The 16195-nt window shown below is 59.9% G+C and carries 17 protein-coding genes; 9 read left to right on the top strand and 8 right to left on the bottom strand.

Features of this window, described 5'->3' with window-relative positions:
- From DFR34_RS15805 to DFR34_RS15795, 3 genes are all read left to right on the top strand, one after another.
- On the top strand, positions 1–485 hold a 485-nt coding region (locus DFR34_RS15805; RefSeq protein WP_110392121.1), incomplete at its 5' end, for a TetR/AcrR family transcriptional regulator.
- Complete coding sequence (locus tag DFR34_RS15800; RefSeq protein WP_110392120.1) at positions 482–1528, top strand: Lnb N-terminal periplasmic domain-containing protein; 1047 nt, start codon at positions 482–484, stop codon at positions 1526–1528. The genes DFR34_RS15805 and DFR34_RS15800, both read left to right, overlap by 4 nt.
- A 20-nt stretch (positions 1529–1548) precedes the next feature.
- A complete protein-coding gene (locus tag DFR34_RS15795) occupies positions 1549–3468 on the top strand; it encodes an esterase/lipase family protein (protein WP_245906923.1) in 1920 nt (639 codons plus the stop codon).
- A gap of 179 nt (positions 3469–3647) precedes the next feature.
- Here the strand turns inward: DFR34_RS15795 and DFR34_RS17805 are convergent, their stop codons facing one another.
- The gene (locus tag DFR34_RS17805; protein ID WP_276329701.1) at positions 3648–3770 is read right to left on the bottom strand and encodes a hypothetical protein; all 123 of its coding nucleotides are present in this window, start codon (positions 3768–3770) and stop codon (positions 3648–3650) included.
- 460 nt (positions 3771–4230) lie between these two features.
- Between DFR34_RS17805 and DFR34_RS15790 the strand changes: the two genes are divergently transcribed.
- The 6 genes from DFR34_RS15790 (at position 4231) to DFR34_RS15765 (ending at position 10425) form a co-directional block, all read left to right on the top strand.
- Positions 4231–4563 carry a PLP-dependent aminotransferase family protein gene (locus DFR34_RS15790; RefSeq protein WP_245906922.1) on the top strand — a complete coding sequence of 111 codons (333 nt, stop codon included), beginning with the start codon at positions 4231–4233 and terminating at the stop codon, positions 4561–4563.
- A gap of 71 nt (positions 4564–4634) precedes the next feature.
- The gene (locus DFR34_RS15785; RefSeq protein WP_110392118.1) at positions 4635–5735 is read left to right on the top strand and encodes a polyamine ABC transporter substrate-binding protein; all 1101 of its coding nucleotides are present in this window, start codon (positions 4635–4637) and stop codon (positions 5733–5735) included.
- Positions 5736–5881: 146 nt separating this feature from the next.
- Positions 5882–6994 carry an ABC transporter ATP-binding protein gene (locus DFR34_RS15780; RefSeq protein WP_110392123.1) on the top strand — a complete coding sequence of 371 codons (1113 nt, stop codon included), beginning with the start codon at positions 5882–5884 and terminating at the stop codon, positions 6992–6994.
- Positions 6991–7914: an ABC transporter permease subunit gene (locus DFR34_RS15775; protein ID WP_110392117.1), complete on the top strand. Its 924-nt coding sequence runs from the start codon at positions 6991–6993 to the stop codon at positions 7912–7914. The genes DFR34_RS15780 and DFR34_RS15775 overlap by 4 nt, the downstream gene beginning before the upstream one ends.
- A 366-nt stretch (positions 7915–8280) precedes the next feature.
- Positions 8281–9114: an ABC transporter permease subunit gene (locus tag DFR34_RS15770; RefSeq protein WP_110392116.1), complete on the top strand. Its 834-nt coding sequence runs from the start codon at positions 8281–8283 to the stop codon at positions 9112–9114.
- A 15-nt stretch (positions 9115–9129) separates the two neighbouring features.
- Complete coding sequence (locus DFR34_RS15765) at positions 9130–10425, top strand: NAD(P)/FAD-dependent oxidoreductase (protein ID WP_170121700.1); 1296 nt, start codon at positions 9130–9132, stop codon at positions 10423–10425.
- A 25-nt stretch (positions 10426–10450) separates the two neighbouring features.
- On the opposite strand, the gene DFR34_RS15760 is transcribed toward DFR34_RS15765, so the two are convergent.
- The 7 genes from DFR34_RS15760 to DFR34_RS17005 form a co-directional block, all read right to left on the bottom strand.
- Positions 10451–10840, bottom strand: coding sequence for an EscU/YscU/HrcU family type III secretion system export apparatus switch protein (locus DFR34_RS15760; protein ID WP_110392115.1), 390 nt, complete (start codon positions 10838–10840; stop codon positions 10451–10453).
- On the bottom strand, positions 10830–12182 hold the full coding sequence (gene fliK / locus DFR34_RS15755) for a flagellar hook-length control protein FliK (RefSeq protein ID WP_110392114.1): 1353 nt from the start codon (positions 12180–12182) through the stop codon (positions 10830–10832). The genes DFR34_RS15760 and fliK overlap by 11 nt, the downstream gene beginning before the upstream one ends.
- A complete protein-coding gene (locus tag DFR34_RS15750) occupies positions 12179–12577 on the bottom strand; it encodes a DUF2802 domain-containing protein (protein ID WP_110392113.1) in 399 nt (132 codons plus the stop codon). The genes fliK and DFR34_RS15750 overlap by 4 nt, the downstream gene beginning before the upstream one ends.
- A gap of 169 nt (positions 12578–12746) precedes the next feature.
- Positions 12747–13076: a flagellar protein FliT gene (locus tag DFR34_RS15745; protein WP_110392112.1), complete on the bottom strand. Its 330-nt coding sequence runs from the start codon at positions 13074–13076 to the stop codon at positions 12747–12749.
- Positions 13069–13557: a flagellar export chaperone FliS gene (fliS, locus tag DFR34_RS15740; RefSeq protein WP_110392111.1), complete on the bottom strand. Its 489-nt coding sequence runs from the start codon at positions 13555–13557 to the stop codon at positions 13069–13071. The genes DFR34_RS15745 and fliS overlap by 8 nt, the downstream gene beginning before the upstream one ends.
- Before the next feature lie 33 nt (positions 13558–13590).
- Positions 13591–15612, bottom strand: a complete 2022-nt coding sequence (gene fliD, locus DFR34_RS15735) for a flagellar filament capping protein FliD (RefSeq protein WP_110392110.1) — start codon at positions 15610–15612, stop codon at positions 13591–13593.
- 253 nt (positions 15613–15865) lie between these two features.
- Entirely contained in the window at positions 15866–16150 is a 285-nt protein-coding gene (locus tag DFR34_RS17005) for a hypothetical protein (protein ID WP_146215181.1), read from the bottom strand.
- Positions 16151–16195 lie beyond the last annotated feature (45 nt).

Here is a 16195-nt window from a genome sequence, read left to right as displayed (position 1 = left end):
TGTCCAAGGCTGGCATCTATGCCCACTTCAAAAGCAAGGAAGAAATTTTTCACGCCTTGCTCGAACGTACGACGAAGCAGATTTGTGATTTCCAGGGCTGGCTCCCGGATGAGGATCTGACGTTGCCAGAGCTGGTAGATGTCTACCTGGATCGCCTGTACGCGACCTTCAGCTCCCCTGCCACGATGTCGATCTACCGGCTGCTTCTGGCCGAAAGCGCCAGAACACCAGAGCTGGTGCAGCGTTGGCACAACGAAGTTGCGCACGGACTGAAAGAGCGGGCGCAGCTCATCATCCAACGCAACATAGAACGGGGCATCATTCGTCCGGGCGTCTTGACCGAGCACTTTTTCCCGCTGGCGCTCGCTCCCGCACTGCTATGGCTGAGCTCGTCAATGCTATCCAGGGGCAACCCTTCCATAGCGCTGGTGCAGTTACAGGATGCGCATCGGCAACTGCTGCTTGAGCTTTTGGAGCCTCGATGAGCAAGGTGACGCAAAAAGTCAGGCACCTCCCCATGCGCCTGGTGATCGGCATTGCGGTGCTATTGCTGACTGCGTGGGGCGCGCTGGCCCTGTGGCACCAGATGCCGCAACATCCAGCGGCTCGCTGGATCGCCACTCTGGCGTGGTCTGCCTCGGGGCTGTCCGTCGCCGTGTCGCTGGCAGGCTTGCTTGAAAGACGGACACGCAGGATCGCCGGATTCGTGTTCGGGGCCGCAACGGCAGCCCTGCTCATGTGGTGGGGAACGCTGCAGCCATCACACCAACGCCCATGGGCTGACGATGTCGCCCAGTTGCTGGAGGCCGGAATCGACGGCAGCCACGTTCACCTGAAAAATGTACGCAACTTCGAGTGGCGCAGCGAAACCGACTACACCCCGCAGTGGGAGAACCGCACATACGATCTGGACCGCTTGCGCAGTGCCGACCTGGTACTTTCCTACTGGATGGGGCCGCACATTGCGCACACACTGGTGTCGTTCGGCTTCGACGGTGGCGAGCGGGTAGTGTTCTCACTGGAAATACGCAAGGAGCGCCACGAGTCCTTCTCGGCGATCGGCGGATTCTTCCGTCAGTTCGAGCAGATCCTGGTAGCCGCCGATGAGCGCGACATTGTGCGTACGCGCAGCAATGCGCGAGGCGAGGCCGTTTATCTCTATCGGTTGCAGATGAGTCAGGCGAATGTCCGCGCGTTGTTTCTGGAGTATCTGCACGCGGCCAATGAACTGCGGCGCACACCGCGCTTTTACAACACCTTGACCAGTAACTGCACGACCATTGTATTCGAGCTGGCTCGGCTCATTGCGCCAGCGTTGCCGGCGGACTATCGCCTGCTGCTGTCCGGACACTTTGCGGAATACATCCATGACCTGCACGGATTGACGCCCGGCCATCGCTACGCAGAACTGCAGGCACTGGGGCACATCAACGAACGCGCACTGGCCTCTGACGCATCAGGAGACGACTTCTCGATGTCGATTCGACAAGGTGTGCCCGGCGTGCCGGCCGACGAGGTATCTCCATGAGGTTCCAGCAGTCTTGCCGCATGGCAGTGTGGCTCGTCATTGCCCCGCTGTTGCTGGGGGGCTGCTCGATCCTGCGTGAGTTCGGCCCAGTGGTTGAGGTTCATACACTGGATGCGGGCGAGGCCATCGAACTCAAGCGCGGCGATATCCTGACACGCGGCAAACTCAGCGATGCGACGACCCAGACCATCAGGGTGGCGGCATTGGATGCGCAGGCTTGCGCAAAACCGATCTCAGCGGATTGCGTCGAGGCCCTGGCCGCCGTGACCGGCGTTGCCGCGGATCGACGCCTGGCTGCACTGTCCGAACTGTGGCTGGCGCAGGCTCAGGCCATGAAGCCCGGATCAGAGCAGCAAGCCGCCTGGCTTGAGACCATTCGTTATGCCTATGCCTACCTGTTCTTCGGTGACCATACGCCTGGGGAGCGAGCCTTCGAGGATCGCCAGACGCAAGTGCGGGATTGGTATAACTATGCGGTCGAACGTGCCGCCACCGGGATGTTCGAGGTTCGGCAACAAATGTCTACGCAGTTGCCAGCGCAGACCCGCTGGAACATTGCAGGCTGGGGGCTGCAGCTGGATATGCGCAGCGCGCGCTTGCCGGGCAGTACGGCGGTGCCAGCCGAACTCCTGCCAGCCTCGTCCCTGTCTTTCCGCGGACTGCGCAGCCTCTACCGGCGCGACGGTTTCGGCGCCGAGCTGGTGGCGGTCATGCCGGACGAACCCCTGACTTCCGCCCCCATCCGGGATGGCCGTCCAGCGGCCAAACGCAACCAGCAGCCTCTACCCTGGAGCGAGATGCCTGCGCCGTCCATGACGGTTTTGTTGCACCCGGATGGAGACGACCTGGACAGCGTGCTGCATACCCGCACTGTCCGTTTGACGGTGCATGACCCCTATGTGGAGTCGGCCATCATGCTGCGCGGGCAGCGCGTACCCCTGGCGGCCAATTTCACCGCTGGCTACGGCGTGTGGTTGGCTCGTGCCAAGTTCAACAAGCAGTCGCTTCGTAGCCTGCTTGGGCGCGAGGGCGGCATCGACCGCCCTCACGTCTACCTGATGCAGCCCTACGATCCGAACCGACGGATCATCGTCATGCTGCACGGACTGGCCAGCAGCCCGGAAGCCTGGGTAGAGCTCGCCAACGAAATCCTGGGCGATGAGGCGCTGCGCCAGCATTACCAGATCTGGCAGGTCTACTACCCGACCAACATGCCGATCGCATTGAACCACGCGATGATTCGCAGAGCGCTCGGGGATACGCTGGCGCATTTCGATCCTTCCGGCCAGGCGCCGGCATCGTCCGACCTTGTACTGGTGGGGCATAGCATGGGCGGGGTCATCGCACGGTTGATGGTGTCGTCAACCGATCAGTCGCTGGTGCAGTTGGCTGCTGATCACAGTCGGCTGACGCCGCAGCAGATCAAGCGCATAGATCCGATGTTGCGTTTCGAGCCCTTCCCGCATGTCAGCCGCGCCATCTTCATCGCAGCACCGCACCGGGGCACATCGGTCGCAGGTGGACGCCTGGGGCGCTGGATGGCGGGATTCATTCGCTTCCCGGTTACGGTGCTCGAAGAACTCGCCCACACACTGGCGCCCAATGCGGCGGCCAGCAGCCACGAAAGCCTGGGGCATATCCCCAATAGCGTCGACAACCTCGACGAGAACGATCCTTTCGTGCGCGCGGCGGCGGACTTTCCCATCTCTGCCCAGGTGCGCTATCACTCGATCGTGGCCCAGGCCAATGCCGACGTGGCCCTCGATGATTCCGATGACGGTCTTGTGCCCTACCGCAGCGCACATCTTCCCGGCGCACAGTCCGAGAAAGTCATCATTTCAGGACACAGCGTGCAACAGAACGCAGCCGCAATACTGGAGATCCAGCGCATTCTGAAAGACGACATGACCCAGCAGGAAGAGCAACAAGGCGGACGCTGACTTGGCTGACCCAGCCACGTAGATCAGTGTTATCCCATGTGTAGTAGACGCTGTTCATGATGGCGTTATTCGGCGGGTTTGCCCAGCCGAGGGAACAAGAACACTACCGCCTACCCATTCTCCATACAAGCTCAGCTATGCCCCTTGAGACTGCCTGGGGCTTAACAGCAGCAATTTGTTCATTTGCGGCGCTGCGCATAAGTTGGCTTGCTCACATCAGTACACAGCCGCACACCAAGCGCAGCCACCATCACTCCAGACCAAGCCAGCGCCGGCATTGCTTCACCCAGCAGGATGTTCATATGCGACGGTGATGCGTGATGAGCGTTCGCTTTGTCCAGCCTCGACCGGCCGCTTCGGGCACGAAGCACTCATTCGCAAACTCGGGAAGCGGTCACTGAAAAATCGGCCAGAACGCGCTGAGCAATACCAGCAGATTGCCAATGACCAGAATCGCAGAACCTCCGGCAGTGATGGATCAACCGCTGAATCTCCTAACCTGGCGCGCTCCGCTTGCCTCCTGGCTCGTTCGGCTTCGCCGATCCGAGCCCAGGCTTCGTTCTTTTTGCAAACCCAGTTAAGAAAAACTCATCAAAGCCAAAAGGCAGAAGACATTCTGTCACGATTCAGCCTGAAGTTCCTTTTGCAGTGGACATGTTGAAGCATTATCGCCGGCTAGTTTGCTAGCATTATTGGTGGCTAATTTCACCAGAATACGCAGAGAACCTGCGCATCCTGAAAAACGAACGCATCATCGAGCGCATGCGCGACGAGATGGCGCCGTATGTCCATCAGCTGTGGCAAGACGCCTTTGCCGATCATCCGCTGGTGGATGATGTGCGCTGCGTGGGCTATTTCTTTGCCCTCACCCTGGTGGATGACAAGGCCAGCCGCAAGCGCTTTGACAATGGCGACGCGCTGGCGCTGCGCGGCCGCGACATCTGCTTTGCCAATAATTTGATCATGCGCGCCGTGCACGACAGCCTGATTGCCGCGCCGCCGCTGGTGATGAGCCGCGCCGACGCCGAAAACTTTGTCGCCCTGGCCCGCCGTTGCGTGGATCAACTGGCCCGCGAACTGGGCCGCCTGCCCTGATTTTGCCCGGCCCGCCTGGCGGTTTGGCCGGGCGGGCCATCTGACGCTGCCTTGACTAAAGGAAACCCGCCATGCGCTCCCTGCTGTTGACCGCCTTGTCCGCCGCCCTGCTGGGCCTCTCCACTACGCCGGCGCTTGCCGCCGGCAAGGTGCTGAACATTTACAACTGGTCGGACTACATCGCCCCTGAGACGGTGAAGAACTTCGAGAAAGAAACCGGCATTCAAGTCCGTTACGATGTCTACGACTCGAACGAAGTGCTGCAAGCCAAGGTGCTGACCGGCCGCTCGGGCTACGATATCGTGGTGCCGACCAACGCCTTTTTGGCCAAGCAATTGCAGGCCAATATCTATCAGCCGATCGACAAGAACAAGCTGTCCAACTACAAAAACCTGGACGCCGCCGTGCTGACCCAGGCCAATAAATTCGACCCCGGCAATAAATACGCGGTGCCGTATTTTTATGGCATCAACACCCTGGCCATCAACGTCAAAAAAGTCAAAGCCGCATTGGGCAGCGAGCCGATGCCGGCCAATGAATGGGATTTGCTGTTTGACCAAAAATACGCCAGCAAGCTGAAAAACTGTGGGGTGTCGGTGCTGGACAGCCCATCGGAAGTGCTGCCGATTGCGCTGCACTACCTCGGCCGTGACCCCAACAGCCATCACGACGCCGACTGGCAAGCCGCCGCCGAGCTGATGAAAAAAGCCCGCCCGGCCATCACCCGCTTCAGCTCGTCCGGCTATATCAACGAACTGGCCAATGGCTCGATCTGTATGGCGCTGGGCTACGGCGGCGATTTGAACATCGCCAAGCGCCGCGCCGAAGAAGCCAAGGCCGGCCAGGAAATCAAAGTACTGGCGCCCAAGGACGGCGTGATGATGTGGATGGACAGCATGGTTATCCCCAAAGACGCGCAAAACGTCGATAACGCCCACGCCTTCATCAATTACATCCTGCGCCCGGAAGTGGCCGCCGCCAACGCCAAGGCGGTGACCTTTGCCAGCCCCAACGCCGCCGCGCGCAGCCACATTGACGACAAATTCCTGAAAGACCCGTCGATTTACCCGACCCCGGCCATCCAGGCAGTGAGCTTCTTGCAGCTGCCGGTGGAAGCCAAGACCCAGCGTTTGCAAACGCGCTTGTGGACGGAAATCAAAACCCGCAAGTAAGCCCACCCTGAAGCCGGCCCGGTTCTTGCCGGGCGCGTCGTCCCCCGGCGACGCGCCCAGGAATGACTGCCCGGACTTCTCCTGCGCGCCCCTCCATTTGGCGGCGCAGGCCCGGATTTTTCTTTCAGGAGCGTCACGGCATGAATATGACTCCTCCGCTGGCGGACAGCGGCAAACCGTATTTGCAGATCGTCGATGTGGTCAAACAGTTTGGCGAGCACACTGCCGTCAACGGCGTGAACCTGACCATCGGCAAAAATGAAATCTTCGCCCTGCTGGGCAGCTCGGGCTGCGGCAAATCCACCCTGCTGCGCATGCTGGCCGGCATGGAAACGCCCACCTCCGGGCGCATCCTGCTGGATGGCCAGGACGTGACCCGGCTGCCGCCGTATGAGCGGCCGATCAATATGATGTTCCAGAGCTATGCGCTGTTTCCGCACATGACCGTCGAGCAGAACATCGCCTTTGGCCTGCGCCAGGACAAGCTGTCCAAGGCGGACATCAATGAGCGGGTGGCGCGCATGCTGGAGCTGGTGCAGATGAGCAAGTACGCCCGGCGCAAGCCGTTTCAGCTCTCCGGCGGCCAGCAGCAGCGCGTGGCGCTGGCGCGCAGCCTGGCCAAGCGCCCCAAGCTCTTGCTGCTGGACGAGCCACTGGGCGCGCTGGACAAAAAACTGCGCCAGCAAACCCAGCTGGAGTTGGTGAACATGATCGAGCAAGTGGGCGTCACCTGCATCATGGTGACCCACGACCAGGAAGAGGCCATGACCATGGCCAGCCGGGTGGGCATCATGTCGGAAGGCCAGCTGCTGCAAGTGGCCAGCCCCAGCGAAATCTACGAGCGGCCCAACTGCCGCTTCACCGCCGAGTTTATTGGCGAAACCAATCTGTTCAGCGGCCAGGTGGCGGTGGACGAAGCCGACCATGTGCAGATCGACAGCGCCGAGCTGCGCCGGCCGATTTATGTTGGCCACGGCATCACCGGCACGCTGGGCATGCCGGTGTGGGTGTCGCTGCGCCCCGAGCGGGTGGGCCTGTCGCGCAGCGCGCCGGCCGGCGACTGCAACCACGACCAGGGCACGGTGCACGACATCGCCTATCTGGGCGGGTTTTCGATTTATCACATCCAGCTCGCCAGCGGAAAAATCGTCAAGGCCAGCGTGCCGGCCACCCGCTGGCGCGATGAGCCGGCGCCGACCTGGGGCGAAAGCGTGCATCTGAGCTGGGCCGACAACGACGCCGTGGTGCTGACGCTATGAACACGCCCTCCGCCTCCCCCCGCCCACGCCGCTGGCTGCCAGCCGGCCGCCATCTGGTGATTGCCGCGCCGTATGGCTGGCTGCTGCTGTTTTTTTTGCTGCCGTTCTTGTTTGTGCTGCAAATCAGCTTTTCCGAGGTGGAAATCGCCAGCCCGCCTTACCGACCGCTGTTAAGCCAAGCGGAAGACGTGCTTAATATTGCGCTGAACCTGGGTAATTACCGGTTTATCTTCACCGACCCGCTGTATTTCGATGCCTATCTGAGCTCGGTGAAAGTGGCGCTGTTCACCACGCTGTGGTGCCTGCTGCTGGGCTATCCGATGGCCTACGCCATCGCCCGCTCGGCCCCGGCGCAGCGCAACACCTGGCTGATGCTGGTGATGCTGCCGTTCTGGACCTCGTTTCTGGTGCGGGTGTACGCCTGGATGGGCCTGCTGGACAGCGAAGGGCTGATCAACCACGCCTTGCTTGGCCTGGGGCTGATCGACCAGCCGTTGCAACTGCTGCACACGGCGTTCTCGGTGCAGCTGGTGATGGTGTACACCTATCTGCCGTTCATGATCCTGCCTTTGTATTCCAATCTGGTGAAGCTGGACGGCCGCCTGCTGGAAGCCGCTGCCGATCTGGGCTGCAAGCCGTGGCGGGCGTTTGTCAGCGTCACCCTGCCCTTGTCGAAAAACGGCATCGTCGCCGGCGCCATGCTGGTGTTCATCCCGGCGGTGGGCGAGTTTGTCATCCCCGAGCTGGTGGGCACGCCGGAGTCCTTGATGATCGGCAAGGTGTTGTGGATGGAGTTTTTCGACAACAACAACTGGCCGATGGCGGCGGCGGTGACCACCACCATGCTGGCCTTGCTGATTGCGCCGATTGTGTATTTGCACCGACGCGAGGAGAAAGCGCTGGCGCGGGCGCAACGGTGATGGGTGGGTGGCGCTGGGTGGCGTGAAAGCAGAGAAACCCGCCCGATTCAGCCGTAGCAGGTCGCGCTTAGCCGCCGTTCATTCCCGTGTGGCGCGCTGAGCATCGCAGAAAGTCAGGGGACCCCCATCCGCCACGGTTAAGCAGCGGCGCAGCCGACGCGCCATTCCGTGGCGGCCCTGACTTTCGAGAAGCGCAAGGCACCCGCAGCCGCAGGCGTAGGGCGCGCCACCCGGGTCGCCTTTCTTTTCCCCCTTTTCTTTGGCGAGACAAAGAAAAGGGGTCGGGTGCGGGGGGAACCCCCGCCCTGATTCAGTCCCGCGCCAAGGCGCGGGGGCTGCTCCCGAATCTCAATGTTGGAGGGAATCATGCATTCCACATCTTCGATGTCTTGGTTTGGCCGCTTGTCGCTGGGCGGCGGGCTGGCTTTTCTCTACCTGCCCATCGTGGTGCTGGTGGTGTATTCATTCAATGCGTCCAAGCTGGTCAGCGTCTGGGCCGGGTTTTCGCTGGGCTGGTATCAAACCCTGTTCGACGACGAGGCGGTGATGGCGGCGTTTGGTCTGAGCCTGAAAGTCGCCGTGCTGGCCAGCGCCATGAGCGTGGTGCTGGGCACGCTGGCCGGTTTGGTGATGGCGCGCTTTGGCCCGTTTCGCGGCAAGAGCCTGTTTGCCGGCATGCTGACCGCGCCGATGGTGATGCCGGAAGTCATCACCGGTCTGTCGATGCTGCTGCTGTTTGTCAGCATGCAGCAGTGGCTGGGCTTTCCGGAGGAGCGCGGGGTGCTGACCATCTGGGTGGGCCATGTCACCCTGTGCACCGCCTATGTCACCGTGGTGATCCGCTCGCGGCTGGTGGAGATGGACCGCTCGCTGGAAGAAGCGGCGATGGATCTGGGCGCGCGGCCGCTGAAAATCTTTTTTGTCATCACCCTGCCCTTGATTCTGCCGGCGATTGCCTCGGGCTTTTTGCTGTCATTCACCCTGTCGCTGGACGATCTGGTGATGACGGCGTTTCTGTCCGGGCCGGGCTCGACCACGTTGCCGCAGTTGATTTTCTCGCGGGTACGGCTGGGCCTGAACCCGGAAATCAACGCGCTGGGCACCTTGACCGTGCTGGTGGTGGCGGTGCTGGTGATCAGTGCCAACCGCATCATGCTGCGCCAGGAAAAACGCCGCGCCGCGCTGGCGGCGGCCAGCTGAACGGGGGAGTCGGCCATGGGATTGCTGGATTTTGCCCATCAGGACTACACGCCCAGCTGGTATGCCGACAGCGCGCCGCGCCTGGCCCCGCAGCCGGCTTTGCGCGGTGAGGTGAGCGCCGAAGTATGCGTGATTGGCGGCGGCTACACCGGGCTGTCCACCGCGCTGGAGTTGGCCGAGCGCGGGGTCAGCGTGGTGTTGCTGGAAGGCGCGCGGCTGGGCTGGGCGGCGTCCGGGCGCAATGGCGGCCAGGTGTTGTCGGATCTGGCCTGCGGCATGGACGCGGTGCGCGCCGAGCTGGGCGCCGAGGCGGCGCGCGCCATCTGGGACATGACGCAAGAGGCGGCGCGCATGGTGGGCGAGCGCTGCCAGCGCTACGCCATCGACGCCGATTTGCACTGGGGGTATTTGCACGCGGCGGTCAAGCCGCGCCAGTTGCGCGAGCTGGCCGACTGGCAGGCGCGCGCCGCGCGCGAGTATGGCTACGAAGCACTGCGGCTGGTCGAGCAGGCGGGTTTGTCTGCGCTGGTGGATTCGCCGCGCTATGTCGGCGGGTTGTTCGACCCGAATTGCGGTCATCTGCATCCGCTGAAATACGCGCTGGGCCTGGCTCGCGCGGCGCTGGCTGCCGGGGTGCGCGTGTATGAGCACAGCCCGGCGCTGCGCATCAAGCCGGGGACGTCGGTGACGGTGGTGAGCGAACAGGGGCGGGTGCGCGCCGAGCAAGTGGTGCTGGCCGGCAATTGCCATCTGGGCGGGCTGGCGCCGACGCTGCGCACGCGCATCATGCCGGTGGGCACCTATATCATCGCCACCGCGCCGCTGGGCGAGGCGCGTGCGCGCCAGCTTTTGCCGGGCGACGATGCGGTGTCAGATTGTCATTTTGTGCTGGATTATTTCCGCCGCTCGGCCGACCATCGGCTGCTGTTTGGCGGCAAGGTCAGTTATTCCGGCTTGCCGCCGGCCAATCTGAAAGCCGCCATGCGCCGCGATATGCTCAGGGTGTTTCCGCAGCTGGCGGACGTGGCGATTGACAGCGGCTGGGGCGGTTTTGTGGACATCACCCGCAGCCGGGCGCCGGATTTTGGCCAGCTGGCGGACAATATCTGGTTTGCTCAGGGTTTTTCGGGCCATGGCGTGGCGCTGACCGGCCTGGCCGGGCGGCTGATTGCCGAGGCGATTGTCGGCCAGCCGCAGCGGCTGGCCTGGTTTCAGCGCTTTCGCCACGCCCATTTTCCTGGTGGGCGCTGGCTGCGCACGCCGGCCCTGGTGCTGGGCATGGCATATTACCGGCTGCGCGACTGGCTGTGAGCGCGGCGTGATGGTGTGTGCGCACTCAGCGCGGCGTGGGGGGAGTCGCCGGGGTGGCAGAATCCGCAGCAGCAGGCAGCGCCACCGGCAGAGGCAAGGTTAACGCCTGGCCCGCCTGGGCCAGCAGATCGTCCACATTCTGGCTGCTGCCCTTGGCCTGGCGCTCCAGGTAATACACAAATGCCAGGATCTCGGCCACTGCCTGGTACAGCTCGGCCGGAATGCTCTTGTCCAGGTCCACTTGCATCAGCAAGGACACCAGTTCCGGCGATTCGTGTACAAACAGGCCGGCTTCCTTGGCTTTTTCAATAATGGTTTCTGCCAGCAGGCCACGCCCCTTGGCGACGACATGCGGCGCTGCATGACCCGCTTTGTAGGCCAGCGCCACGGCGCTGCGGTTGGGTTTAGCCTGCATTGGGCTGCTCTCCCTGGCTCACGGCAAAATTCAGCAGGGACAGGCCGGCCCGTTGCAGATTTTCGCGCAGGCGCAGTTGATTGTCTTCAATGGCTTGTGCGGTATCGGCTGAATCGGTCTGAAAGCGCACAATCACCCCGGCGGGCGTCAGCGCAATCTTGGCGGCCAGCCCGCCCAGATTGGGCAGTTCCATCGACAGGCTGGTGCTCCAGCGGCTTTCTTCTTCACCGCCGCCATGGGCCTCGCGCTGATCAACTTGTTCTCGTTCGATGCGCCAATCCATGGCTTGTCCAGGCCAGGCAATGCCTTGCCAGCTGAATTGGTTTTGGTCCAGCACATCCAGTTGTTTGTGCACCAATTGCCCCAACTGCGTGGTGTTGCTGTCATTGCGCAGGCCCGCCAGTTCACGGTCGCGCAAACCGGTGGCCGAGCCGGTTTTCATGGCCTCTTGCACCGAGGCATTGTTCTGCCCGTCTGGCTTGCCCAGTTCAGCCAGTTTTTCCGGCAGCTTGAGGTTGGCTTGTGGCTCTTGGCGCAAGGCATGCAGGCTGCGCCCGCTTTGTGCCCAATCAGCCAGATGCGATTCATAAAACACACCGCTGCGCGTCACCGCTTGCTTGAGCAATTGTGCCATGCCGGTAGTGGGCAGAGCATCCATGTTTTCAAACAAGGGGCTCAGCGCCAGAACCTGGCCAGCATTGGCCTTGTCGCTGCCCAATAACAACGATAAACCCGGCGGAAAACGTGCAGCACTGGCACTTTGCGCCTTGCCGGCCGCTTCGCCAGCGGCAGCTTGGGCACCGCTACCTACGGCGGATGCCGCCACGGATTTAACGTTGGCAGTCAGCTCAGACAACAGGGAACTGACCGAGGCAATGCCAATACCGGGCTTGTTGCTGAACATCTGCGGCAGATTGCTCGGCTGGGCTGCATCTTCGGCAGAGCTGGCGACAAACAGTAGCGTGGACAGATAACGGGTGGCCGGGCTGAGCAAGACCTTGCTGGACGAGTCCGGCATGTGCATGGGCGCCTTGGCGTCCATGGCAAACGACAGCTTGGGCTCAACCGTGGCGACCACCAGCTTGATGGTACTGCCGGAGTCGCCGACAAAAGCATGGCGACGATCCAGGTTCAAGGTCATCAGTTTGTCTTTGACCAGCACGGTGAAACGGTTGCTGCCGTAAGTGTCAACAATCTTGGCGGTGACTTCCTCGCCGACCTCAAAAGAGGGCAGCGCCTTGGCTGCGGCGCTGGAAAGTTCAAGGGTGGGTTTGCCGCTTTCCCGCAGCAAACGTGCCAGTTGCTCGGGATTGGGCTGGAGGGAAGAAGAAACCGGGATCATGATCTGGCCCGCCGATACAGGGCCACAATCAGTTCGGCCTCGCTCCGGGAAATCCCGCAGCGGGTGGCTACTTCAGCAGCCGGCATACCCTGGCGGGCCAGTTCGATGGCCTGATTATATGGTGTCGTGCCAGGCACAGCTGCTCCCGTGGGCGTGAGCGCCGAGCTAGCATGGTTGGTTGTAGCAACCTGCTCGAGTTTCTCTAAGCGCGCCAATAAGGCCTTGACGTCACGCTGTAATGCGCTGAGCTGACTTTGCTGCAAATCGAAGTAGGTTTGCTCGATTTCCCGCGCCTGACTGGCCTGCTGCCGGCGCATATACCAGAACATCGCCCCCATCCCTGCCAGCGCCGCCACAGCCAGTCCCAGGGAAAGCCACGGAATCAACGGATCCATTGTCGTATGCACCTGTTTTTATTTGCAATATCATCTGGCAGTGGTTTTGCCCGATGCACCAAGAAAAAATGGCCTTGCGAGTGCAAAGCCATTTCATCACGTGGAGATACACCATGGCCGGACTCAAGAGTTTGCCACGCCCGGCCAATACGTTAGAATATCTGACCAATCAACCATACGCCTTGAGCACTTTGCTGTGCTTGTTAACCATGCCTAACTCAGTCGCGAGCGTATTACGATGCGCTTCGGCCCATTGCACGGTCTCCTGATGGAGTGCGATAACGCGCTTGACCAGCTCAGTGAATGCTGCACGGCGAGCTTCGTCCAGATTGGCAAGCTCGACAGGCTGTCGCTGGGTAGCCAGCAAAGCTTGCACATACTGGTCTTCCAGTTCCAGAAAACGTTCCCAGTTTGCCTGCGCTGCTGCTTGATGGGCTTCCTGGGCCAGCGTGAGAACCTTTAACCAATCACTGAACGTAACTTGATCAGACTCAGACATGGCCGTAGCTCAGCGGAGAATTGCGGTTTTCTGGCGGCGCAGCCTCTGCAGCAGGCTGAGCGGCAGGCTGTGGCGCTTCGCCTTGCAAGTAGCCTGGTTGACCGATGGTTTCCCACGCGTCGCGAATCGGGGTCAGCAGCTTGACCACTTCATCCAGCAGTTCAGGCTTGTTTTTCAGATTAGCTTCGATCAGGCGATCTGAGCAGTACTCATAGAGCGCATCGAGGTTTTCGGCAAGCTCACCGCCGACTTCTTTATCCAAGGAACTGCGCAACCCTTCTTCCAAAATGGCGACTGCCTTACTCAGCGCCATACCTTTTTCGGCAATGCGCCTGGCTTCCATATGGGTTTTCGCCTGTTTGATGGCACTAAGCAGGCCATCAAACAGCATCAGGATCAGCTTGTGTGGGCTGGCCTGGGCGACCTCAGACTCCAGAGAGGTCTTGCTATAGGCTTCATAAGGGTTGCGTTTCGTGGACATACCAGTTCCTGGATAATGATAAAACCTGCGAGCTTAACTTGATGATCCAGTCAGCGCTTTCAACTGGGAATCCAAGTAGGTCGACAGCTGATTGTACTTGCCAACGGTTGAGTCCATCGCCGTAAATTGTTTGCGCAGAGTAGTTTCCATACGCACCAGCTTATCGTTCAAGCGATCAACCTGATCATTGATACGTGAAATATCACTGTTCAGCGCACTCTTGCGCGTTTCGATCGGACCATTCAGCGACAGGACTCGGGACAGTGTATCCCCCAAATTGTATGCGAAGCCTCGCGCAAAGGAAACCGAACCACGCGAGCCCAATGTCGGCGTATCGACTCGAATCTTCAGGCCAGAAGCACCACTTCCGGTTGCACCGATCAGTGTCATGCTGTCATCGTCAGCCAATGCTGCAACGCCACCGATTTTACCCGCCAGTGAAGTACCCGAAACCGTCGAACCCACTGTCAAGCCAAAACTAGGAGACAACGTAGTGCCCGAGAGCACTTCCACCTTGGAGGTATTGCCCGTTTTGCCCGAGGTGATTTCAAACTTACCGGCATTGTACGCGACAGTCACTTGGCGGGCAGCAGGCAAACTAGTATTGATAGCGGTCTGCATGCCAGCGGCCATTGCCGCAGCAGAGCCATAGGAAGTCGCCAGATTAGCCGTGACCGGCGTACCATCAATGCTCAACTTCAGCACATTGGCGCCAGTAAGGTTGGCCGGAAAAGTTGCAGCTACAGCACCGCCCACCAGCTTGGCCTTGGTTGGCACACTGGTAACCTCAATCGTAGACGTGCCACTTTTGGTCAGCGAGTTAGAATTGATCGCGGTAAAACCCGATTGCGAAAACTGAGCCCGCCCCATCAGCAGCTGGCGAACGCCATCCGGATTGTTGGTCAGCGCCGTGCTCAGCTTAGTGCTATCCAGCGAGAGCTTGCCATCTTTGGCAAAGGTCACGCCAATGTCCACCATGCTTGAATAGCCTTTAGGGGCACCGGGGATCGCTTGGTTGAACATGGCACGCATTTCGGTCTGGATGGCACGAATAGTGGCATCGCCACTCAGTGCCCCGCCACCAGTCGGCGCCTGCCCTTTACCCGGAGACACACCATAAGCTGACAATGACCGCAATGTGGTATCCAGATCATTGTACGCTTTGACAAATGCCTCCAGTTGAGTTTTCACTCCACTGGTATCTGTGGCTACGGTAAGGTTGGCCTTTTTGCCCGCAGCTGATACGCCTTTGAGGGTAATGGTCGAACCGGACAAAGCATCGGTAATCGTGTTGGTTTTGGATGAAATAGGCACATCATCAATGGTGTACTGCGCATCTTGAGCATGCACCAAATCAGTGCCAACAGCACCGACAGAGGTTGGATCCACACCAAACGCATTGCTACCAGAATTGAGGATGCCTGTACCGGTGTTAATGCGCATATCGGTTTTACCCCCAGTACTTAAGGATTCCACCACAACTTTTAGCCCCGCCGGCGTTGAGACGGTACGTGCTGTCACCCCAACAGCAGCCTTATTGATATCCTCCACTGCTTGCTCTAGTGTGGCATTGGCACGAATATTGATCACCTTAGCCGTCACACTCGAATCAGGAGTGAAAGTAGCTGTAGGGCCAGAAGCGCCCGTGATAGTGCCAAATTGCAAAGTAATCGTCGAGGCAGTGGAAAGCGTATTAATTGTTTGGCCGGCCGTGAATGTTCCTGCCAGCATGGTTTTGCCCGCTTGAGCCAGCTGAGTCACCGCAATAGAGGCACTGCCCGCCTTGGACTGCGAGGTGGTTGTCACCGATGCGACAGTCTCGTCAGAAGAGGTGCCTTTGAGCGAATTGAATGCTGTGGCTGACTGCATGGCCTGGGTGGCAGTCTGAAATTCAGCAACAGCACTTTTTACCGTTCCCCACGCCGAAATTTTGGCTTGAGCCTTGACTTCTTTGCTTTCAAGTTGCGTCAAGGGAGCCGCTTCAATCGCCATCAGCTTGGTGATCATGCCCTCAGTGTCAAGCCCGGAGCCGAGCCCACCTACGGTTAGTCCCATAACAGTCTCCTAAAATATATGAATTCAGAGTAACTGGTAGCTTTTCAAAAGGCAAGCCACCCATCAAGTGATGACGCGCACAATGGGCGTCTCAGTCATAGACGTATGTCTTTATCGACACCGGCATCAACTGCTTGAGTAAAAGCGCGTAACATCTGCGCAAGACAGGCAAAGAAAAAGTGCTTGTCGACGAACGTTCGACAAGCACTTTTTCTTGAACTTGGCATCGATACACACAGCGACAGTCTCGATTCTACGCATAGACGCTGGTGCCGTCATCATCCTCCAACTCATCAAGCTCACGCATGATGTCTTTTTCTTCACGCTGGACATCACGTAGCTCTTGACGCAGACGTGCGGCCTTGAGTGCATCACCAGAAGATTCTTGCTGTTGGCTACTGGCCAGAGCCTGCACCGCTTGACTTGACACAGCCACGGTAGGCGCACTGGTCAACGAAGCGGACAAACTGCGAGGAAAATCAGTATTGGCCAGCGTGGAGGCGGCCGGAACAAAAGAAGAAGCAGGAATACTAGACATAGAAAACCTCCGTCAAGACAGGGTGTTCTCGCAGAAAAACCCAGC

Origin of the sequence: Rivihabitans pingtungensis (assembly GCF_003201855.1) — a bacterium.
Taxonomy (GTDB): Bacteria; Pseudomonadota; Gammaproteobacteria; order Burkholderiales; family Aquaspirillaceae; genus Rivihabitans; species Rivihabitans pingtungensis.
The sequence above is the reverse complement of the archived record's forward strand: the minus strand, read 5'-3'. Positions and strand labels throughout refer to the sequence as shown.